Source organism: Polyangium spumosum (assembly GCF_009649845.1).
Lineage (GTDB): Bacteria > Myxococcota_A > Polyangia > Polyangiales > Polyangiaceae > Polyangium > Polyangium spumosum.
On sequence record NZ_WJIE01000001.1, the window covers coordinates 22457 to 41165 of the forward strand.

22 protein-coding genes are annotated in these 18709 nt (G+C 67.9%); 18 read left to right on the top strand and 4 right to left on the bottom strand.

The features are described 5' to 3' along the window. Positions 1-113: 113 nt before the first annotated feature. The 18 genes from GF068_RS00095 to GF068_RS00180 all read left to right on the top strand — a co-directional run bounded on the left by GF068_RS00095 (position 114) and on the right by GF068_RS00180 (position 15357). On the top strand, positions 114-1106 hold the full coding sequence (locus GF068_RS00095) for a phage protease (protein ID WP_170319225.1): 993 nt from the start codon (positions 114-116) through the stop codon (positions 1104-1106). A 16-nt stretch (positions 1107-1122) separates the two neighbouring features. After that, positions 1123-1536: a hypothetical protein gene (locus GF068_RS00100; protein ID WP_153817258.1), complete on the top strand. Its 414-nt coding sequence runs from the start codon at positions 1123-1125 to the stop codon at positions 1534-1536. A gap of 18 nt (positions 1537-1554) precedes the next feature. Beyond that, entirely contained in the window at positions 1555-2502 is a 948-nt protein-coding gene (locus GF068_RS00105; protein WP_153817259.1) for a Mu-like prophage major head subunit gpT family protein, read from the top strand. An 18-nt stretch (positions 2503-2520) separates the two neighbouring features. Then, the gene (locus tag GF068_RS00110) at positions 2521-2844 is read left to right on the top strand and encodes a hypothetical protein (protein WP_153817260.1); all 324 of its coding nucleotides are present in this window, start codon (positions 2521-2523) and stop codon (positions 2842-2844) included. Continuing rightward, a complete protein-coding gene (locus GF068_RS00115; RefSeq protein WP_153817261.1) occupies positions 2841-3266 on the top strand; it encodes a phage protein Gp36 family protein in 426 nt (141 codons plus the stop codon). The genes GF068_RS00110 and GF068_RS00115 overlap by 4 nt, the downstream gene beginning before the upstream one ends. Next, a complete protein-coding gene (locus tag GF068_RS00120) occupies positions 3263-3718 on the top strand; it encodes a hypothetical protein (protein WP_153817262.1) in 456 nt (151 codons plus the stop codon). The genes GF068_RS00115 and GF068_RS00120 overlap by 4 nt, the downstream gene beginning before the upstream one ends. Further along, a complete protein-coding gene (locus GF068_RS00125; RefSeq protein WP_170319226.1) occupies positions 3718-4224 on the top strand; it encodes a hypothetical protein in 507 nt (168 codons plus the stop codon). The genes GF068_RS00120 and GF068_RS00125 overlap by 1 nt, the downstream gene beginning before the upstream one ends. Further along, positions 4224-6272 (top strand): DUF2586 family protein, encoded by a 2049-nt coding sequence (locus GF068_RS00130; RefSeq protein WP_153817264.1) that lies wholly within the window; start codon positions 4224-4226, stop codon positions 6270-6272. The genes GF068_RS00125 and GF068_RS00130 overlap by 1 nt, the downstream gene beginning before the upstream one ends. A 13-nt stretch (positions 6273-6285) precedes the next feature. Continuing rightward, positions 6286-6732 (top strand): hypothetical protein, encoded by a 447-nt coding sequence (locus GF068_RS00135; RefSeq protein ID WP_153817265.1) that lies wholly within the window; start codon positions 6286-6288, stop codon positions 6730-6732. Positions 6733-6737: 5 nt separating this feature from the next. Next, on the top strand, positions 6738-7427 hold the full coding sequence (locus GF068_RS00140; protein WP_153817266.1) for a hypothetical protein: 690 nt from the start codon (positions 6738-6740) through the stop codon (positions 7425-7427). Positions 7428-8043: 616 nt separating this feature from the next. Beyond that, positions 8044-10200 carry a tape measure protein gene (locus GF068_RS44690; protein ID WP_153817267.1) on the top strand — a complete coding sequence of 719 codons (2157 nt, stop codon included), beginning with the start codon at positions 8044-8046 and terminating at the stop codon, positions 10198-10200. After that, a complete protein-coding gene (locus GF068_RS00150; protein WP_153817268.1) occupies positions 10200-10787 on the top strand; it encodes a hypothetical protein in 588 nt (195 codons plus the stop codon). Before GF068_RS44690 ends, GF068_RS00150 begins: the two co-directional genes overlap by 1 nt. Then, positions 10784-11455 (top strand): hypothetical protein, encoded by a 672-nt coding sequence (locus tag GF068_RS00155; RefSeq protein ID WP_153817269.1) that lies wholly within the window; start codon positions 10784-10786, stop codon positions 11453-11455. Before GF068_RS00150 ends, GF068_RS00155 begins: the two co-directional genes overlap by 4 nt. Continuing rightward, positions 11452-11991, top strand: coding sequence for a hypothetical protein (locus GF068_RS00160; RefSeq protein ID WP_153817270.1), 540 nt, complete (start codon positions 11452-11454; stop codon positions 11989-11991). Before GF068_RS00155 ends, GF068_RS00160 begins: the two co-directional genes overlap by 4 nt. A gap of 4 nt (positions 11992-11995) precedes the next feature. Beyond that, a complete protein-coding gene (locus tag GF068_RS00165; RefSeq protein WP_153817271.1) occupies positions 11996-12403 on the top strand; it encodes a hypothetical protein in 408 nt (135 codons plus the stop codon). After that, on the top strand, positions 12403-13548 hold the full coding sequence (locus GF068_RS00170; RefSeq protein ID WP_153817272.1) for a baseplate J/gp47 family protein: 1146 nt from the start codon (positions 12403-12405) through the stop codon (positions 13546-13548). The genes GF068_RS00165 and GF068_RS00170 overlap by 1 nt, the downstream gene beginning before the upstream one ends. A gap of 14 nt (positions 13549-13562) precedes the next feature. Next, positions 13563-14324 (top strand): phage tail protein, encoded by a 762-nt coding sequence (locus tag GF068_RS00175; RefSeq protein ID WP_153817273.1) that lies wholly within the window; start codon positions 13563-13565, stop codon positions 14322-14324. Beyond that, entirely contained in the window at positions 14314-15357 is a 1044-nt protein-coding gene (locus GF068_RS00180) for a hypothetical protein (RefSeq protein ID WP_153817274.1), read from the top strand. Before GF068_RS00175 ends, GF068_RS00180 begins: the two co-directional genes overlap by 11 nt. On the opposite strand, the gene GF068_RS00185 is transcribed toward GF068_RS00180, so the two are convergent. The 4 genes from GF068_RS00185 to GF068_RS00205 form a co-directional block, all read right to left on the bottom strand. Further along, the gene (locus GF068_RS00185) at positions 15317-15637 is read right to left on the bottom strand and encodes a hypothetical protein (RefSeq protein WP_153817275.1); all 321 of its coding nucleotides are present in this window, start codon (positions 15635-15637) and stop codon (positions 15317-15319) included. The genes GF068_RS00180 and GF068_RS00185 overlap by 41 nt on opposite strands. A gap of 26 nt (positions 15638-15663) precedes the next feature. Further along, on the bottom strand, positions 15664-16092 hold the full coding sequence (locus GF068_RS43270) for a hypothetical protein (RefSeq protein ID WP_170319227.1): 429 nt from the start codon (positions 16090-16092) through the stop codon (positions 15664-15666). A 566-nt stretch (positions 16093-16658) separates the two neighbouring features. Then, complete coding sequence (locus GF068_RS00200) at positions 16659-17699, bottom strand: sigma-70 family RNA polymerase sigma factor (RefSeq protein ID WP_153817278.1); 1041 nt, start codon at positions 17697-17699, stop codon at positions 16659-16661. Between the two features lie 39 nt (positions 17700-17738). Continuing rightward, positions 17739-18242, bottom strand: coding sequence for a hypothetical protein (locus GF068_RS00205; RefSeq protein WP_153817279.1), 504 nt, complete (start codon positions 18240-18242; stop codon positions 17739-17741). Positions 18243-18709 lie beyond the last annotated feature (467 nt).

The following is an 18709-nucleotide window of genomic DNA, read 5'->3' on the forward strand; positions in this document are numbered from 1 at the left end:
GATTCCCGCCCGAAGGGTAGAGGCTCCTCATTTTGAGGAGCCCGCACCCGATGAAACGCACGGCTCGTGCCACGCTTCGCCTCGTAGACCTATCCGGGGATCCCCCTGGCGAAGTGCTGCTCTTCCGCGCGGGCGTTAACAAGTCGTACAAGGGCCTCCTCCTCTTCGACGAAGAAGCCGCGCGGCGCGTCCTGGCAGACTTCGAGGCGCACGGCGCCGAGCTCTTCTTCGACTACGACCACGCGTCCCTTTTCGGCTTCTCGAAGGGCGCGGGCGAGGCGGCGGCGTGGTTCCGGCCCGAGGTTCGCGAGGGCGCGCTCTGGGCCGTCGATGTCCGCTGGACCGAGGAAGCGGCCGAGAAGGTCCGGGCGCGGAAGTATCGCTACATCTCGCCCGCGGTCGATTACGAGCTCGATAGCAACCGGATCACGCGGCTGATCAACGTCGCGCTGACGAACCTGCCCGCTTCGCACGGGCTTCCGCCGCTGATGGCGGCTTCGCAGGGAGCAAAAGGCATGTTGGAAGGCGCGCTCGCGCATATCGCCTCGGCGCTCGGGCTCGATCCCGATTCGGCGACCGAGGACGACGTGATCAAGGCGTTTGATGATCACATGGCCGAGGAGGGCGGCGACGAGGGGGACGACGCGCTGAAGGATAGCGACGCGGCGGAGGCCCTCGCGCAGATCCGCACGCTCACCGGGAAGGCGACGGCGCGCGAGGCGCTCGCGGCGGCGGCCGAGGAGCTGCAAGCGGCGCGCGCGGCGGCCGTGGAGGACGAGATCGGCGCGCTCGTGGATCGGGGCGTCGCGGCGAAGCTGATACCCGAGGCGGGGCGCGAGGCGTTCGTGAAGCTCGGCCGAAAGGACCTCGACGCGTTGCGGGAGCTCGTCGGGAGCTCGGGCGAGGATCCCGCGCGGGAGAAGCCGAAAGGGGATCCGCCGAAGGGCGATCCCCCGAAGAAACCGGCGGCGAGGCCCTCGCCTCCGGCGACGCGGTATCAGCAGGCGACGCTCGCGGCGCGTACGCGTCGGAATGGGGAGTTTGATCTCCAGGTGGCGAAGACGCTGCGGATCGATCCCGCCGCGATGGATGAGGCCGACGATTGAAGGAGGGTGCTGAGCCATGGTCCGCGACGTGAAGCGATACGGGATCGGCGTCTGCGTCGAGAGACTCGCGCCCGGCATGAAGGCGGGCGCGGTGATCGAGGAAGGCAATATCGTCTGCGTGGATGCCTCGGGCTACGCGGTCGAGGCGACCGAGGCGGCGGATCTCCGGCCGGTCGGGCGAGCCTGCGAGACGAAGGACAACAGCGCGGGCCAGGACGGCGCCGAGCGGATCAACTGCGAGCCGGGGACGTTCCTGCTCCAGAACTCGGGCGGGGCCGACGCGGTGACCATGGCCGATTTCCTGAAGGACGTGTTCCTCGTGAACGGGGGACGCGTCGCGAGGACGAGCGGCGGCGGGAAACGCTCGGTGGCGGGAAAGATGATGGGCCTCGACGGGGGCCGCGTCGCGGTCTCCATCGGTCCGCGGTGACGCGAGGAAGGGCGTTCGATGATCATCACGCGTTCGAGCCTGCGGGCGATGTTCAAAGGCTTCCAGGTCCTCTTCAAAAGCGGGATGGGTATGGCGGAGCCGTGGGGCTCGAAGGTCGCCCGCACGCTCCCGAGCACGGGCGAGGAAGAGACTTACTCCTGGTTGACCGCGATCCCGGGCCTTCGGCATTGGGTGGGCCCTCGCGTAGTCGAAAACCTCCGCTCGCGTAGCTTCACGATCAAAAACAAGCCCTTCGAGAAGACTCTCGGCGTCGAGCGGGAGAAGATCGAAGACGACAAATACGGGATGTATGGGGATTATGCGAGCCTGCTCGGGCAGCAGGCCGCGAAGCATCCCGACGACTGCATCGCGCCGATCCTCCTCTACGGGGAGCAAACGAGCTACCTCGATCCCCTCGTCGGGCCGGTTTCGCTCGTCGTCTACGATGGCCAGCCTGTCTTTTCCGAGGTGCATCCGGTGGATCAAGACGATCCCGATTCACCCGTCCAGGCGAACTATCACCCCTCGGGGATGGCGCTCACGCCGGAGAATTACGAGATCGTCCGCGCGAACATGCGGTCGCTCGTCGACGTGAACGGCCGGCGGATCGGGATCAAACCGGATACGCTGATCGTGAGCCCGCAGAAGGAAGGCGCGGCGAAGCGGATCGTGGAAGCCGAGACGATCGCCCGCGGCGGCGCGCAGGAAGACAACATCAATCAGGGGACGGCCGAGGTGCTCGTGATCGATGAGCTGAGCGATGCGCCCGGGGTCTGGTTCCTCGCCATGCTCAAGAATCAGTTGATGCGGCCGATCATCTGGCAGGAGCGGCAAAAGCCGAGGTTTCAGGCGCTCATGAACGGGAGCGAGTACGCGTTCGTCAATAATCAATACCTCGCGGGGGTCGACTGCCGGGGCAATGCCGCGCCGGCCGTCTGGCAGAGCATCGCGAAATGTCGCCCGTAGGGCCTGGAGGGAAGGACGATGATCATCGTAACGTGTGTTCCGCCTCCCGGATATGACGCCTACCGTTGCGGGTGGCGCGAGGAGGAGCGCGACGGGAAGAGGGTACGGATCGGGCTCTGCTGGAAGGCCGGGGCAACCGAGCTCCCGGATGATGCGTTGACGCGCGAGCAAATCGAAATGCTGAAGCGTGATCCCGGGAAGCGGATCACGGTGCGGGAGCTGCCGGGCGTCGAGCAGGTGCGCGCGCCGAGGTCGAAGGAGCCGACCGAGGCGAAGGGCAAGGCGTCGAAGGAGGGCGCCGAGGAGAAGGGCCCGAGCACGGGCGCCGCGGGGGAGACGTGAACGCGTACGCCACGCTCGCGCAACTGTACGCGCTCGGCGTCAACAAGGAGGCGCTGGCTCGTGTACCCGTTCCGGATCAACTCGAAGGGCTCGAGGCGGCTTCGCGCAAGGTGGATACGTATCTCGCGGATCTCAACCCGCCGCTTGCCGTCTTCACGGGGGCGATCGTCGAAGCTACGGCGGCGATTGCGGCCTATATGCTCATGTCCGCCTCGGGCTTCGATCCCGAGCACGACGATTCCAAGAACCTGCGGCAAAGGTACCTCGACCAAATCCACTGGCTCGAAGGGCTCGACGGGGGGAAGAAGCTGCCGGGCGTCGTTGGGCAATCGGGCGCGAACGGCAAGCGGCTCGGGCCGCGTGTACGCGCGGCGGAGCTGCGGGGCTGGGAACGGGGATGGCGAGGAGGGCGGCGGGCATGAAGCTGTCACGGGTCGCGGGGCGCGGGCTGCTCGAAATGGCCAAGGGGCTTCGAGGGCTCTCGAACGGCTCGCATCAAACCGAGGTGCAAAAGACCCTCGGCAAAGAGGCCGTCGAGCTCGTGCGGGATGGCATCGAGTCCGGCCGCTCGCCCGATGGGGACGCCTGGCCAAAGCGGGCGGCGGATGGCGCGCTCGCGCTACAGCCGCTCGCGGCGCACGTCGAGTATCGTCCGCTTCCGCCGAACCCTTTCGAGTGTGCGGTCGAGGTGCGGGTGAATCACTGGACCGCGCATTTCGCGCAACGGGGGACGCTTCAGCATGGCGTCATCCATAACCCCGAGCGAGCGCTCGTTCCCGATGGCCAACCCCCTCCGGGCTGGATTGCGCGCATCCGTGCGAGTGCGGGTGTCGCTTTCTCGGCCGCGGTGCGGCGCGCGGTCAAGGGGGAGTAATGGGCGGCTGGGACGAAACGAGCCTCGGGCGTTTCGCCAAGGAGCTCCACGCGAAAATGAACGTCGAGGGCCTCGATCTCGCGATCGGAAAGGATGAGGGGCGCGGGCTCGCCTCGCCCGCGCGGCTGATCGTCTCGGTGCCGGAACATGAGGACCTCGAACCCCCTGCACAGCAAGGCGGCGCGGGGAAACACGTCTGCGAGGATCGTGTGATTGAAGCGACGTTCACGGTCTGGGGGAGCTCGCCCGTCGAGGCGGAAAGCGTGTACCTCCGCCTCCTGCAATCGGTGCGGGAGCTCGGGGTGAGCCGGCGCGCGCGTGGTTATGGTCGCGTCCAGTGGATCGCGGGCGCTGGGCGCGCGGGGTCGGCGGGGGTCAAGGTCGTCGTTCCGATGTCGATCCGCCTCCCCGTGGTGGACGTCGATCTGCGGCATGCGTTGATCCTGAAAGCCTCGGTCGAGGGGGAGACGGCTGCGCCCGATGGCTCGAAACGCGAGGGGTTCTGATGCCGAGCGCTGAAATCACGTTCACCGAATTCGGGCCGGCGGGCGAGCCTGCCTCCGCCGCGCGGGTGGTCGCCAAGGTTGGCGTATGCTCGGCGGGGTCGAAGAATACCGTTTATGCGTTCGATGTACCTTCGCCCGTCGCGAAAGCTCTCGGCGAGGGACCGCTCACGGAAGCCACGGCGCAAGCGGTCCGCGTCTCCAGGCAGCGCACGCTCGCGGTTCCCGTCGAGGCAAGCATTCCGGGCGCGCTCGACCCGCTCATGCAATCCGGGCCGGGGCCGGCGCTGCTGTTCGCGGGCGCTCCGACCGATACGGCGGCGGTGCGTGTACGCATCACAAAGAGCGGGCCGCAAGGCGTCGGGCGGTTCCGCGTCTCCATCTCGGGGACGTCGGCGGGCGCGCAGGTGGTTCCTCGGTTTGGAACCGAGCTCGTGATTCCCTCGCGGAAGGCGGCCGAGGTTACGGGGACGCGGGACCTGTCGCGGCTCGCGTATGCAAAACCGGCCGTCGTCCGCGGTGACAAAGACCTCGGGGCGTCGGGCCTCTACGGGGCCGGGGGCCTGCTCGATGGGAAGGGCATCGAGGCGAAGATCCACGGCGCCGAGGTGTCTTGCTTGCTCGAGGCGCCGAAGGACGGGGCCGCGCTGCTCGCGCAACTGTCGAACGCGTTTGCCGCGTGCGTGTTCTCGATCGACGGGGGCGCGCGGCTCGTGTGGACCTCGAAGGCCATCGGGAAGGCGGCGACGATCGAGCTCCTCGGCGGCTCGGCGCTCGTCGCGCTTGGCCTGGTGGTCGGGCTGAAGCAAGGCGAGGCGGGGGACCTCGACGGGACGACGCTCGATTTGCAGGAAGACGCGGGCCAGGTGCAAACCGTCGAATTCAAGGATCCGCCTGCCGATCCGGCGGCGGTCGTCGCGGTGCTCGGGAAGGCGAATAACGTGGCGGCGTCGCTCGTGGCTCCGGCCTCGAAGCTGCGGCTCGCGAGCAAGACGATCGGCGAGGGGTCGAGCCTCGCGATCCTCGGCGGGAGCGCGATCGAGCTGCTCGGCCTCCCAAAGGCGACGGCGAAGGGGCGCGAGGCGGACCATAAGATCCCGGGCCTCGGCGTGACGATCCAGTTTCCCGCGGCTGCGTTCGTCAAGGACACTGAATACGGGTTCGCCTGCCATGCGCCGGGGTTCTCGATCGAGTCTGTGATCCAGGCGATCGACAAGCTCGTGCACGTGAAGGCCGATTTCCGGATCCTGCATGTCGTCGGCGAGCTCGCCGATGCTGCGGAAACGAGGGCGCTGGCGGAGGCCCTGGACACGAAGATCGCTGAGCTCGAAGCGCTCAAGCGGCCGATCGTCGCGATCCTCGGTGCGCCGCTCGGCGAGACGGACGAAGCGCTCGCGGAAGCTTTCGAGGGCTTCGTTTCGCGGCGCGTGTGCGTGTGCGCGCGGGGCGCGTGGCTCCGCGGTGGGACGCTGCAAGGGTCGTTCCTGCGCTCGCAATCGTGGGCGGCCGCGTACAAGGCGGCGGCGGTGCGGTTCTCGTCGGACCTCGGCAACCACGATGACGGGCCGCTGAAGGAGGTGGACGCGCTCCCGGTGGACGAGGGGCTCGCGACGGTGAAGCTCCGCGCGGCGCGGTTCACGGTCATGGATACGAGCGGGGGAAACGTGTACTTCGCTCGCGGGCTCACGATGGCGGACGAACGGAGCCGATATCGGGATCTGAACGTGGCGCGCGTCATGATCGAGGCGTACCTCGCGGCGCAACCGATCCTTGATAACGAGATCAACAACGATCCGCCGCTGAACGAGGACGGGACCCTCGAAACGAATACCGCGGGGGCGATCGACCGAGCGGTAACGAATGCCCTGTCAGGTGCGCTGATGCCCGACCATGCAAGCGCGGTGCGGGCGCGCGTCATCCGCACGGACAACGTCTTCGAGACGAACCTCCTCCGGGCACGCATGACCGTGGTCCCTCGGGGGCAAATCTACGGGGTCTCGGCCGAGCTCGGGCCGGGGCTCTTGACGGACAACGAGGAGGAGGGCGGCTGACATGGGCCATACCGTGACCACTCCGCGCGGGGAATTCGCGCACGATGACCTGACGATCACGGCGATCCTCCACAACGGCAAGCGGCACACATTCACCACGTGCTCGTCGATCACCTACGGCAATGGCCTGTCCTCGAGCACGGTCGGCGGGACGCAACCCGGACCGAAGGCGCACGGGGGCCGAAAAGCCGAGCCGAAATGCGAGATGGAGATTTCCCGGGGCGAGGAGGACGAGCTGCGCGGGAAGCAGGGGGACGGCTGGATTTATCGGACCGTGGATCTGCAAATCGTCTATTCACTCCCGGGGCGGCCGGACATCATCGATCGCGTGGAGACGTGGCTGCCGCTGGGGGATGAAACGTCATCGCAAGCCGGGGATCCATCCATGACGAAGCTCGAAGGTAATTGCCTCAAGGTGATCAAGAACGGAATCGATCCTTTCAAGAAGCCGAGGAGCTGATCGAAATGCGAAAGCTGACGGATGAGGTGCGGGAAGAGCTCCGCCGGACACACGGCGGGGAGCTGCGGGTGATCGAGGTCGAGGGACACGAGGGGCTCGCCCTCGTGGTGAAGGCGCCGGACCGGAAGGCGTGGGCGGCGGCGTTCGATGGGCTCGGGAAGCCTGCGGGGCGCATCGATGCGCTCCACAACCTGCTCGTGGATTGCGTCGTCTGGCCCGAGGCGGCCGCGCTGCCGGCGGCGCTCGACGAAGTGCCAGCGCTGCCTGAGCTCGTGTGGCCGGTGCTCGCTGGGCTCGCGGGTGCGCCCGAGGACGAGCTGCAAGCGATTCCGCTGTCGAAGCTCGGGGCCGAGGAGCGCGCCGAGCTCGCGGCGGCGGGATTGACCGAGGGCAGGCTGGCGGAGCTCATGGCGACGACGCGAGGAGCCTCGCAACACGTCGCGCTGCGGGTGGGGACGGCCCTGTGGCTCCTGAAGTGTCCGAGCTCCTCGCATTACGCGGCGTCGCGGCGGCTGAGCCTGCAAGGCAAGGTCTTCGAGGGGCTCTATCGCCTCGCGCTCAACGCGATCGAATGGCCGACGAGTGAAGCGGTGGCGACGGTCTTCGAGCGCGCGCCGGGGCTCGCGAGCGCCGTCGGCGAGGTGGTGATGGAGCTCTGCGGTTCGGAGGCAAAGCTTCGCGTGGGGGGGATCTAAGCCTGCTGCGACAGGCGCGGACGGATTTGGGCCTGTTCGCAGACGGGCTCCTCGAGCTCTGCGGCTCCGATGCCGAAGCAGAACCGGCACGCGCGGCGGCGCTCACGATCGCGGCGTTTCTTTACTCCAACATTCGATGGCCTGATCTATGACCGTTTCCGAGAAAATCGTCCTTCGGGAAGACGTGGCGCGGCCCGCGGCGAAGGCGGCGCAGAACGTCGAACGCCTCGCGGGCGCGCTCGGCGAGCTCGGGGCCGTGAAGGTGGACGCGGGAGCGGCCGCAAAAATCGAGCGGACGGCGAAGACAGCAGCCGCGGCGCAAGATCGCGCGACGGAGGCGGCGAAGCGGGCCGCGGCGGTCCGGAATGCAGCGACGAAGACCGAGGCGAAGGCGCGCGAGGCGGCCGAACGAGTGGCGCACGCGCGCCGCGAGGCAGAGGACAAGGCCGCGGCGACGGCGAAGAAAGCCGCGGCGCTCCGCGAGGAGGCGGCGAAGGCCTCCGAGAAGGCGGAGGAAGCCGCGGCGCGGGCGGCGCGGCTGCGGGAGACCGGGGTCGCGTCGGAGAAGGCAGACCGGAAGGCAGCGCGCGCGGCGGCAAAGGCGGCGCGCCTCCGGGTGAGCGCGGATCGGGCCGAGGAAGCGGCGCGGGAGCGTTCTGCGGCTGCGGCGCGGGCGCAGTCGTCCGCGGAACGGCAAGCGGAACGGCTCGGGGAGAAAGCCGCGAGGCAACGGGCAGCGGCGGAGCGCGCGGAAGCGACGGCGAAGAAGCGCGCGGCTTCCGCGGAGCGTGCTCGATCCTCGGCGAACAAGGCCAGGAACAAGGCGGAAGAGGCCGCAGCAAAACAGGCGGAGAAGGCCAAGAAGCGGGCCGAGAAGGAAGAAAAGCGGCGGGCGAAAGCCCTTCCTCCCGGGATAAGCAAGACCGAGGCGCGCCTGCTGGACTCGGTCCGGAAATTCAATCCGGCGCAGGAACGGCGCGAGGCCATGCTGGAAAGGCAACTGCGCAAGATGCGCGAGGGGGCCCGCGTCGGCGTCGATGACGACGGGGGAGGGGGCGGAGGGTTCGGCGGAGGCCGCGCTGCCGCGATTGCGGCGCTCGCGGCAGCGGGAACGGCCGTCGCCTCGGGAGCCGCGCGAGCCGCGTTCGACCTGGGTTCGGCTGCCGTGGATGCGGCGGCATTTCGGGAGGACACCACGCGGGCGCTCGCCATTCTGCGCAGGTCCAAGGGGGACGCGGATCAGGTCCTCATGACTGCCATCCGCACGGCTGACTTCATCGGCCAAGGGCGGCGGGATACGCTGGCACAATTTACGGGATTGCTCGGGCATTTCAAGGATGCTGGGCTCGTGGATCGGATCGTTCGATCGATCGCTGATCTCGGCACGGTCAATCCCGAGGCGAACGTGGATTCCATCGTTCGTGCGATGGGCAAGATCCAGGCGCAAGGCTACCTCCAAGGGGATGAGCTCAACATGCTCACGGAAGCGGGGCTTGCGGCGGACAAGGTGTACGGGAAGCTCGCTGAAAGGCTTGGAAAGAGCACCGACGAGGTTCGCCGAATGCAAGGCGCCGGGCAACTCAAGGCTGCGGACGTCATCGAGGCAATCCTCGCCGCGATCAACGAGCTCTCGGGCGGCCGAGCGGCCGGCCTCGCGGCGCGCGCGAAGTCGCTGGAAGACATCACCGGGATCCTCGGGCGCCTCCACGCGATGCCTGGAAACCTGATGATGGACCTCGACGTCACGCCCGGCATGCGTTCCTTCAAGAGCTTCATGGGAGGCATTCTCGACACTCTGGATCCATCGGGACCGCAATGGGGGCGAATCACGGGGGTCCTCGGGAAGGTCCTCAATAACACGTTCGGCGGGATCTTCGCGGATCAGGATCCAGGGAAGTTCATCGATCGCCTCGTGACGAAGATGGAACAGGCGGAACCGATCATCTCGGCCGCTGTTTCGGGGTTTCGGACGGGGTTGGGGGGCGTACTCGGGATCTTCGAGAAGCTCGATGCAATGAATGCAGGGCCTTTCGGTGAGCTCTCCAAGCTCCTCGGGCTTGACGATGTCCCTTGGATCGAACGCGTGGCGAAGGGCGTGGGATTGATCGCTGGCGTCGCTGGCGTCGCGGTCGGGCTCGTTGGGATGCTCGCGGCGAAGTGGGCGTCGTTCGTCGGGTCGGTCTACGCGGGGATCCTGGCATCGTACGGCTATGTTGTGCACTTCGCTGAGCAGGTCGGGGGATTGCTCTCCGGCGAGGGCCTCGCGGAAGCCGGGCGCTCGGCGGGGACCGCGATCGTCGATGGCCTGGTCGGTGGGATTCGTTCAGGCGCGCTCGCGGTCGCTACCGCGGTGAAAGCCATGGCGGGTGGGGCGATCACAACGGCCGAGAAGACGTTCGGCGTCGCGAGTCCCTCGCGCGTCTTCCTGGGGATCGGCCACAACGTGGCGAGCGGGGCCGAGCTGGGCATCACCGGAGGCGCGGGGCGCGTGATCCGCGCGGCGGAGACCATGGCCCTCGCGGCGACGCGGGCGGCAAACGACAACGTTGTCACGCCCAAGGCCGCCGGGCTCGGGGGATCGGGGGGCGCCTCGAGCGCGGGCGGTCGGCCGGTTGGCCAAGCGGCCCAGTTCGGCGGCGAGCGCGTGGTGATGAACTTCGCGCCCGGCTCGATCCAGATCGTCATCCAGGGCAGCGCAACGGAGCGCGACGGGGAAGCCGTCGCCCGCGGACTCTGGGCCGAGCTGCAACGCATCGCGGAAGAAGGGGCCTGATGGCGATTCCCGCGCCAAGCGATAACCCGGACGTCTGGGACACCGTGACCCTCGGGCCGGGCGATCTTCCGCCGAACCCTCGCGAGGGGACGGCAACGCTCAAGGTGCAGCCAAAGGCAAAGCTCGATACCAAGCGAAAGGGCGGCGCGTCGAAGCCGACCACGACCAACGTAGCGCGCGAGCTCGCCGAGGTGACGATCACCGTTCGTTTCACCGAAGCCCTATGGCCCGACATGGAGGCGGCGATCGAGCGGCTCCAACCGGGGAGTGGGCCGCACAAGATCGGGCATCCGAAGTGCAGGCTCGCGAAGATCAACGCGGTTTCCATCGAGTCATACGAGGGGCCGGATTGGGACGATTTCCAGGTCGGGACAATCGTCTGGCATTGCAAGGAATGGGCGCCTCCGCCTCCGGCCGAGGTCGCTCCGAAGAAGCCGGACGCGGTAGAAACTCCGAGCACGGCTGTCCCGTACGAAAACAAGCCGTGGCATGAGGTCAAGCCGGGGAGCACGATCGCCAATAAGGGCATCGGCGCGCTCTTCGCGACGGCGGCGGCGAAAGCCGTGGCGGGAGCGAACCGGCCGTGAGCCTCGTTCAGATCGGCGCGCTCGAAGTGATCTCGCTGCGGCTCTCGATGCCGCTCGCGGGCGCCTGGACGGCGGAGGCCGAGGTCGACACGGGCGAGCCTCTCGCGGGCTCGGTCGTGGTCGCCATGGGCGTGGAGGATGCCGCGCCGGTCGAGTTCTCGGGGACGGTGCTCGAAAGCCGGGCCTTCGAGGGGCGCGCGCGGGCCTTCATCGTCGGCGGGCGTGGAGGCCTGCGGCGCGAGCTCCCTCCGCGGCAATACCAACTGGCTCCGCCTCGGCTCGTCGTCTCGGCGATCCTTCGCGAGGCTGGCGAGGAGGCGGCCGAGCTCGAAGGGCTCGACGGGCTGCCGCTGCTCGCGCGGTGGGTTCGGGCGCGGGCGCGGGCGGCGGAAGCGCTCAACGTGATCTGTCGACGGGCGGGCGTCGTGTGGCGGGTTCGGCGGAACGGTACAATCCGCGTCGGCGGCGAGACTTGGGCCGCGTATCCCGGCCGGCCGTTCTGCGTCTCGGAAGACGGGGCGCATGCGCGGGCGACGTACGCGCAAGAGGCTCCGGACATCGAGCCGGGGATGCTGCTCGAGGGGCGGCGCGTCGGGCGCGTGGTTCACCAAGTGAACGATGCCGGGGCCTTCCGGACCGAGGTCATCTTCGACGAGGGCGGCTCATGACTGCGACGCGCGAGAAGGAGATCCTCCGGCGGATCGTGGCGCAAGCGCTCCCGGTTCCGCTGCAATACCTGGCGAGCCATGATGCCACGGTCGTGGCGCAAGGGGCCGACGGGACGCTCGATCTGCGCCTCGATGCCGCGGACATGCCTGGTTTGTCGGGCGTCCCGATATGGCTCGGTCTGCCGGGGATCCGGGTCGAGGTGGCGAAGGGGGCACGCGTGAAGGTCGGGTTTTCCGAGGGGGATCCGGCCAAGCCTTTCGCGGGCCTGTGGGAGACGGATGCGGCCATGATTCGGATCGTCCTCGGCGGCGGAACGAAGGCCGTTGCACGGGTCGACGATTCCACGGATTCGGGGACGCTCGTCCTTCGCACGGTCACGGAACCGGCAGCCCTCTGCACGATTGAATGGAAGCCGCCCGGCTCGGCGGTCGCGGTCGTCCTCGGAACCATCGGCGTCCAGGTCTCCGGGCCTTCGGTGGTCGAGATCCCGATCCGGGGCATCATCACAAGCGGGCTCGCCTCGCTGCTGGGATAGACCGATGGCGATCGACTATGGCGACGATCTAAGCACGTTCGGTCCGGATGGGTCGATCGATATCGATTTCGAGGCGGTCGTGGAAGGTCCGCGCGTCGTCCTCGACGCCGTGGCGCGCCGGTGGCTCATGAGCTCGGGAGCGCTTCCCTGGTCGCCCGCTGAAGGCGTCAACGTGCTCCGCATGATCAACGCGGATCCCTCGCCGACGGACCTCTATCGGCTCGGCGAGCTCCTCGAAGGTGAGGCGCTGCAAGAGCCGGGCGTCGTCGGGGCCTCGGTGCGCGCGGAGCTGCGGGGCGGCGTGCTCTTCATCGTGGGGCGACTCGAGCTCGCCGAGGGTAGCTACCTCCTCACGGTCGAGACGGGCGAGGCGCGGCGCGTGCTGTTCCGCCCGCTCGGGGAGGCTGCTTGATGGGCGCGCCGTCGCTCGCGGCGCTGCTTCGCGCTCGCCGAAAGGACGTCATCTTCGAGGATCTGCTCGAAAAGGCCCACGGGCTTGGGTTGCGTGCGCGCGGCTGGGACTCGAAGCGAATCGGGCGCGTGCTCCTCGAAATCGAGGCGCAAACGGTCGAGGCATGGGAAGCGGCGAGGATCGCAATCACGCGCGGCGGATACCTCGGCGACGACGAAAACGGTCCGTTCGGCGCGTGGCTCGATCTCGTGGCGCTCGGCTGGTTTCAAGAGCTGCGGCGCGAGGCCATTCCGACCGAGGGGCGGATGGTCTTGACCGAGTTTGCCGACGACTCGCTGCACGTCATCCAACCGGGCGAGCTCGCGGCGGTCTTCGGGCCCGATCTCGCCGATCCTCTCCGGTACGTGAACGTTGACGGCGGGACGCTGCCGAAAGGCGGTAGCCTCTCGCTCACCTTTCGCGCCGAGGCGCCCGGCGCGCGGTACAACGTTCCTCCGTCGACCATTTCCTTTCTGAATACGCCGCTCCAAGGGGTCCGCATCTCGAATCCCGCCGATCCCGCAACGGGGACATGGATCACCCGGGCCGGCGCGGACGAAGAAAGCGATCCGAGCCTCCGCGCGAAGTGCCGGGACAAGTGGGGATCGCTCGGCGCAGGAGGAAACCTCGCGGCCGTCCGGTACCGCATCCGCAAGGCGGCCGAGCTCTTCGGACTCTCCGTCTCGCGGTTCCGCGTCCGTGACGATAACCCGAACGGGCCCGGGAGCGTGGACGTCTACCTCGCGAATCCAGCCGGGCCGGCGTCGGCGGCCGAGGTGAAGGCGGTTCGGGGCTACCTCGCGGGGCTGAAGGCCGTGGGGACGGGGCCGCTCCGGTGCTTCTCGGCAACGCTGCTCGAGGTGCCGATCGTCGCGGGCCTGCGAAACCCGACGAATCCGCACGCGGTAACGGAAGCGATCGGGCGGCTCGTCGCGCTGCAATCGGATTACCCTCTCGGCGAGGCCCTCTACCGCGCGCGGCTGATCGAAGAACTCGTCGACGTCGCCAGCGGAACGGTGGACGTGCGGCTCGTGTCGCCCGCGCGGGACGTGCTGCCAAAGGCGACGGACGCGATCGTCTTCGTCCCTCAACTCACGCTGCTTTAACGAACCGAGGACGCATGGCCGACGAGTTTCGCGAGCTACAGCGCGGCAACATCCCTGACGGAGGGCAATGGACCGACGCGGAATGGCTCCGCGGCCCGAACGCGCAAGCCTTTCTCGCTCTGCTCGGCGAGACGAAGGACGCCACGCTCGACGAGCTCCGGGCGGCGATCAAAGCGCGCTGGCCGGGGCTCGGGCCGCCCGATGCGCTGCGGTGGCAGGGGCAGGGCTTCGACGTCGAACGCTTCGAGGGGGAGACGGACGAAGCCTATCTCGCACGGCTGGAAAAGGCGTGGGAGACGCACCAACGGGCGGGAACGGCGGGAGCGATAGAGGAAAGCCTGCGGGCCTTCGGGATCCCGGATGTCCTGGTGATCGAGGACTGGCAAGGGCGCTTCGCTGAGGGGTCCTGGTATTCGCGGTTTTGGGTCGTCCTCGGCCCGGATTTCGGGACGCTCGGGATCGAGCCGCTGCGAATGCCCTTCCTTCTGGGGGGGTCAATGCTCGGGAGCTCGGCGACCGTGGCACAAGTGCGGGCCATCAAGCGGCAAATCTTCAAGTGGAAGGACGCGCACGGCTACCCCATCCACGTGATCCTTCGCTTTCGGGACGCTCCGATCCTCGGCCTCGGGCTCGAGCTCGGTTTCAAGCTCGGCGGCTCCGAAGGGAGCGGCTTCGCATGCTGGCCGATCGGCGCGGGGAACATGCTTGGCGCAATGTCGATGCCCTTCCGGCTCGGCGGCGGTTACGACATCGATGGAGGCGGTCATGGCTTATGATTTCATGGGTTCGCTCGTCTTCCATGCCTTCGTTCGCATGCTGAACGACGGGGAGCTCGTCAATCACGAATCCCTCTACCGTCTCGGCCTGGTCCGCCTCGCGGATCGGACGGCGTACCTGCTCGATGCCATCGGCCGGGCGCGCGCCGATCTCGCCAGCGTGGCGAACGGGACGCGGGCTACGCTCCTCGGCTCGAAGCGGCTGTCCACGTTCACGCAATATGACGCTGAGACGAACCCTACCGGCGAGCTTGGGCCGGGCGGGCTCCTCGACGCAAAGACGTTGCTCCTCGGCGAGGACTCGGGGCCGGCCGAGCTGGTCCAATTCGCGGCGCCGATGACGCCTGCGGACATCGTGCAGCAGATCAAGGCGGGCGCGCCCATGAACAAGGACGCCGGCCTCGATGATGAATCCCGGCTCGTGCTCGTCTCGAAGACGTTGGGCGCGAGCTCCTCGCTCTCGGCGAGCGGGACGGCGGCGGCGATCCTCGGGCTCCCGAGCGGGACCGCCATGGGGACGGGGACGATCGATGATGGCGCGTCTCGGATCGGTTTCTTCGAGTATGGCGCGATCCCGACGGGAAGCGTCCGATCGGCCCTCGTCGGACTGATCCAGGCGGTGGACAAGCTCGGGAAGACGAAGGCGACGCTCGCCGGGGATACGTTCACGGGGCCGGTTACGTTCGCGGGGCCGGTCACGTTCAAATCGGGGACGCAGGATACGATCTTCGCGAATGCGCCGAACGCCGACGCGGTGCTCGATGCGAGCACGGCGAATGTCTTCCTCCTGCCCGTGCTGACGGCGTCCCGTACCTATACGCTCGCGGAGCCCACGGGGGGCGCGCGACGGATCCGGGTCCTGCGCCACTGGACATCCGGCTTCGGTGCGACGTTCCGGCGGCAGGACAGCGCGATGCTCGGATTCCTGCCGAACGGCCAGGCGTGGGCGGAGTTCACGCATTTCGACGATGGAACAGGGGCGCGGTGGCGGGCTACCGCTTGGGGCGGGAGCGTGTCGCAGGTGGCCTGGTAGCGCTATTCATCCGAGGGGTTGCCTTGCGCTTTGCGGAAACGGTCACGTTGAAGGCGATTTGGTGCACCGCGGCGGCGGCGCGCTGGGCCTCCTCGGGCGTCATCGCGTAACCCTGGAACATGCGGCGGCCCTCGCGCTCCTTGGCGGTCAGGTGCGACGCGTTCACGTAGATACGCCCATCCGAGCCGAGGGCGAGCTCGGTGATCAACTCCTCCGGTTCCTCCTCGGCAGGCGTCGCGGTTGTCGCTGGGGTGCTTGCTTGGGCTTTCGTTTTTTTCATAGGGTCGCCTCCCTCTCGACGCAATGTCACAAGGGGGATCGGAGCTCGATATGCGTGAGACACCCACGAACGGGGCTTGAAATGCCACCAGCTACCGCGCGCGGATCGCTCGTCTCCAGACCATAAAGCGTGATGAGGTTCTCCTCCTCGAGCCGTTCGAGGGCGCGGTTCAGGTCGGACCTGCGCACCTCGGGCAGGCGCGCGCGAACCCATACGACAGGCACAGGCTCCCGAGTAGCTGCGCTGAGTCGCGTGATCGCGAAATGCACGAAAACGAGGATCCGATCCTGGCTCGGAAAGCGTTGGATGTGCTGGGCCTCTCGGACGACCTGCTCGGCTGCGAGCAAATATGCCGGGGAGAGTCGGAAGATGTTGTGGAGCAGAATCTCGCCGATCTGCTCGTCCGGGAGCTCGCCTCTGCGATGGAGGGGCGGCGGCGGGAGGAAGCTGGCCAAGGGCGGCGGGTCGAGGCGCTCGCGAATGCGTTGAAACGGACGACCGAAGAATGCCAGGATGGCAAATACCAAATCGAGCGCTCGACGGTGCCAGGGCATCGGCGGAGCACAACGGGGATCGTACAACGTTTCGCGCTGATCCTCGGGGGGCGCGCTCGGGCGAACGCCCGAGGCCGGCGGATCGGCGCTCGATGCGCAGACCACGGTGGGCTCGTCGTCGACCATTGTTTCGACCGGTTGCGCGGACATAAGACCTCCAGGCAAAAAGACGGGGCCGTCCGCTTGGCCTCAATGCTTGTGACATGCGGCCCAGCGGGGTGACATTATGGAGCGTGCGGGTGTCCGTCGAATGCCGCGCCGCGAGCTCGTACGTCGGCGTTGGCCAAACGGACGGCCCCCAAAGGGGCGCGTGGCGATTGCAGCGCGCGCCTTTGCGAGCCGTAGGGCTATCGTCCGAGCAAAGCGGGTGGCTCGTCGGGTCTCCCGACGTTCCTGTTTGTCACCCCCTTACTTCAGGGGATCGCTCCCGTTTTCCGGAACAAACTGTCGATTGGTGGGAGCTTGTGCTACGGTGTAGGCTTGCAGGCGCCGCGGAGCTCGAAGGCCGCGGCAAAGGCGCCCGTGAGCTCGCGGCGGAGCTTGTTCGCGGTTTCGCAGTCCCCCCGCTCCTCGGCCGCCAGGATGGCGCGCGCGAGGTGGCGGTTCTTCGCCCTGATCTCGGGCTGGCCCGGTCCGCTCGGGGGCGGCGGCGAGGCGGGGCTGGGCGCGGCGACGACCTCTGGGCAGACGAGCGGGCGATCCACCCCAAGGATGCCCCCCTGGACGCTGGGTCGCCCCTCGGCGGCCACGGTGACGATGATAGGCGAGAGCCTCGCGAGCGGCGCGGCGGAGTGCATCAAGAGGTACACGATGAGCCCGCCAAGGGCCGCGCCGCTGGTCACGTAGAGGACGGGCCTACTCCAGCGGCCCGGGGGGCGAACCGAGGGCGCAACGGGCGCGGCGAAGGAGACGGGCGCCTCGCCCTTGTCGGTCCCTCCGGGCGGCAAGGCTGGCCCTCCGTGCTCGCCCGTCCTCTCGACGAGGGGAAGGACCATGCGGCGCGTGATCCCGCGCCTTCTGAACTCCTCCGCGAGCTCGGCGAGCGTGCGTTCGCTCAGGTCGTGTGCCGTGCTCTTCGGCATCCCCATCGTCTTCGCGATCTGATCGAGCGTCATGTTCTGGGCGAAACGCGCCCAGATAACGGCGCGGCCGCGGGGTTCGCAGTGCTCGAGGATCTCGGTCAGGTGCTTGCGGATCTCGCGCTCGTTGTACTCGTGCTCGGGGTTCGAAGGCGCGACGTCGTCCTCCGCGAGCTTCGGCGCACCACGGCGCTCGATGCCGCGCTCGTTCCAGTAATCGGCCGCGACGCTGTCCGCCGTCCGGAGCAAGAGGCCCTTTACGGCATCCGTGATCTCTCGCTTGGAGAGGTACTTCAGCGCGCGGCGGTAGACCTCCTGTCGTAGGTCTGGCACGTCATTCGCCGGGATGTTCTTCTTTCGTAGCTGCGCGTCGATCGCGTCTTGATGGGTCGTCAGAATGGCCAGCCGATCCCGGTCACGTACATCCATGGTCTTGATCCTCGATCAGAAGGGAAACGATCTCCGGTTTCAAGGACGACAACACAAGGTCCGCGGCCCGAGGAGCTGCACGGCGCCGTCGAGCTCGCCGCCTTGGGCCTGGCAAATCCCCGCGTGGTACGCCGGAACGGTCGCGGTCTTCGCGCCGATGGCCTGCCCGTCGGGGTTCACGTCGAAGCACGTCGGCTCTATTGAGGACGCGGATACTGTGAATGTAGGCGCGGTGCAACTTGCATCGGGGTAGAAGGAAACCGAGGCTTGGCAGTAGCTTCCCGAGGGCGCGCCGCACGTGCAGGGGGAACACGTGCGCTCGTCCTCGAACGCCTCGTAGAGAATGTGCCGCTCGGTGTATTCCTCGGCGGGACAGTCGTGGATTCCCGTGCGCTGGACGCATTGTTGAAAGCTACCCACGGGCGCGGGGACGCAATGCTCGTCCGCCAAACACTGGCCGAACGCGCTGCCTTCGCAGATCCGCGCGATGGTGCCCCACGTGGGAACCGTCGGCGCCTGGGTCGGGCTTCCTGCACCGTCCACGGGTGCGCAAGCCTCGTCCGTGATCGCGAGCGGACCGATCGTGATCGATTGAACGCAGGGCAGGGAAGGGCCGCACGCGAGGCCCGCGGGGATCGCCCCCTCCGCAGCACACGAACCGTCCCAGGCCTCGGGCGGGTCCGTCGGCGTCGCGATTGTCCCCTCGGGCGGCCAGCAAGAGGCCGCGTGCGCGGTGATACTCGACGGTGGGGAGCAAGCGCCGGTCGATGGCCGGCAGGAGCACGGGCCGCACGGCTTCGGCGGAATCTGGATGTCATCGTGCCAAACGAATTGCTCGACGGGCGCGGTGTCGGGACAGCCGGGCGCCGTGCCGTCGTCGGGGCCGACGTAGGCGAGTACGGGGAGGGAGAAGTCGCCGGGACGAAACGGCGCGCAATCCCCGAGGCATGTAAAGTCACAATCGTCCCTCGCGTCGGTAGGTGGAACGTCGGCGTCCTCATCGCCGGAGT

Coding starts and splice junctions, on each gene's coding strand:
- GF068_RS00100 (WP_153817258.1), top strand. CDS start 1,123: ATGGTCCGCGACGTGAAGCGATACGGGATCGGCGTCTGCGTCGAGAGA.
- GF068_RS00105 (WP_153817259.1), top strand. CDS start 1,555: ATGATCATCACGCGTTCGAGCCTGCGGGCGATGTTCAAAGGCTTCCAG.
- GF068_RS00110 (WP_153817260.1), top strand. CDS start 2,521: ATGATCATCGTAACGTGTGTTCCGCCTCCCGGATATGACGCCTACCGT.
- GF068_RS00120 (WP_153817262.1), top strand. CDS start 3,263: ATGAAGCTGTCACGGGTCGCGGGGCGCGGGCTGCTCGAAATGGCCAAG.
- GF068_RS00125 (WP_170319226.1), top strand. CDS start 3,718: ATGGGCGGCTGGGACGAAACGAGCCTCGGGCGTTTCGCCAAGGAGCTC.
- GF068_RS00130 (WP_153817264.1), top strand. CDS start 4,224: ATGCCGAGCGCTGAAATCACGTTCACCGAATTCGGGCCGGCGGGCGAG.
- GF068_RS00140 (WP_153817266.1), top strand. CDS start 6,738: ATGCGAAAGCTGACGGATGAGGTGCGGGAAGAGCTCCGCCGGACACAC.
- GF068_RS00150 (WP_153817268.1), top strand. CDS start 10,200: ATGGCGATTCCCGCGCCAAGCGATAACCCGGACGTCTGGGACACCGTG.
- GF068_RS00160 (WP_153817270.1), top strand. CDS start 11,452: ATGACTGCGACGCGCGAGAAGGAGATCCTCCGGCGGATCGTGGCGCAA.
- GF068_RS00165 (WP_153817271.1), top strand. CDS start 11,996: ATGGCGATCGACTATGGCGACGATCTAAGCACGTTCGGTCCGGATGGG.
- GF068_RS00170 (WP_153817272.1), top strand. CDS start 12,403: ATGGGCGCGCCGTCGCTCGCGGCGCTGCTTCGCGCTCGCCGAAAGGAC.
- GF068_RS00175 (WP_153817273.1), top strand. CDS start 13,563: ATGGCCGACGAGTTTCGCGAGCTACAGCGCGGCAACATCCCTGACGGA.
- GF068_RS00180 (WP_153817274.1), top strand. CDS start 14,314: ATGGCTTATGATTTCATGGGTTCGCTCGTCTTCCATGCCTTCGTTCGC.
- GF068_RS00185 (WP_153817275.1), bottom strand. CDS start 15,637: ATGAAAAAAACGAAAGCCCAAGCAAGCACCCCAGCGACAACCGCGACG.
- GF068_RS00200 (WP_153817278.1), bottom strand. CDS start 17,699: ATGGATGTACGTGACCGGGATCGGCTGGCCATTCTGACGACCCATCAA.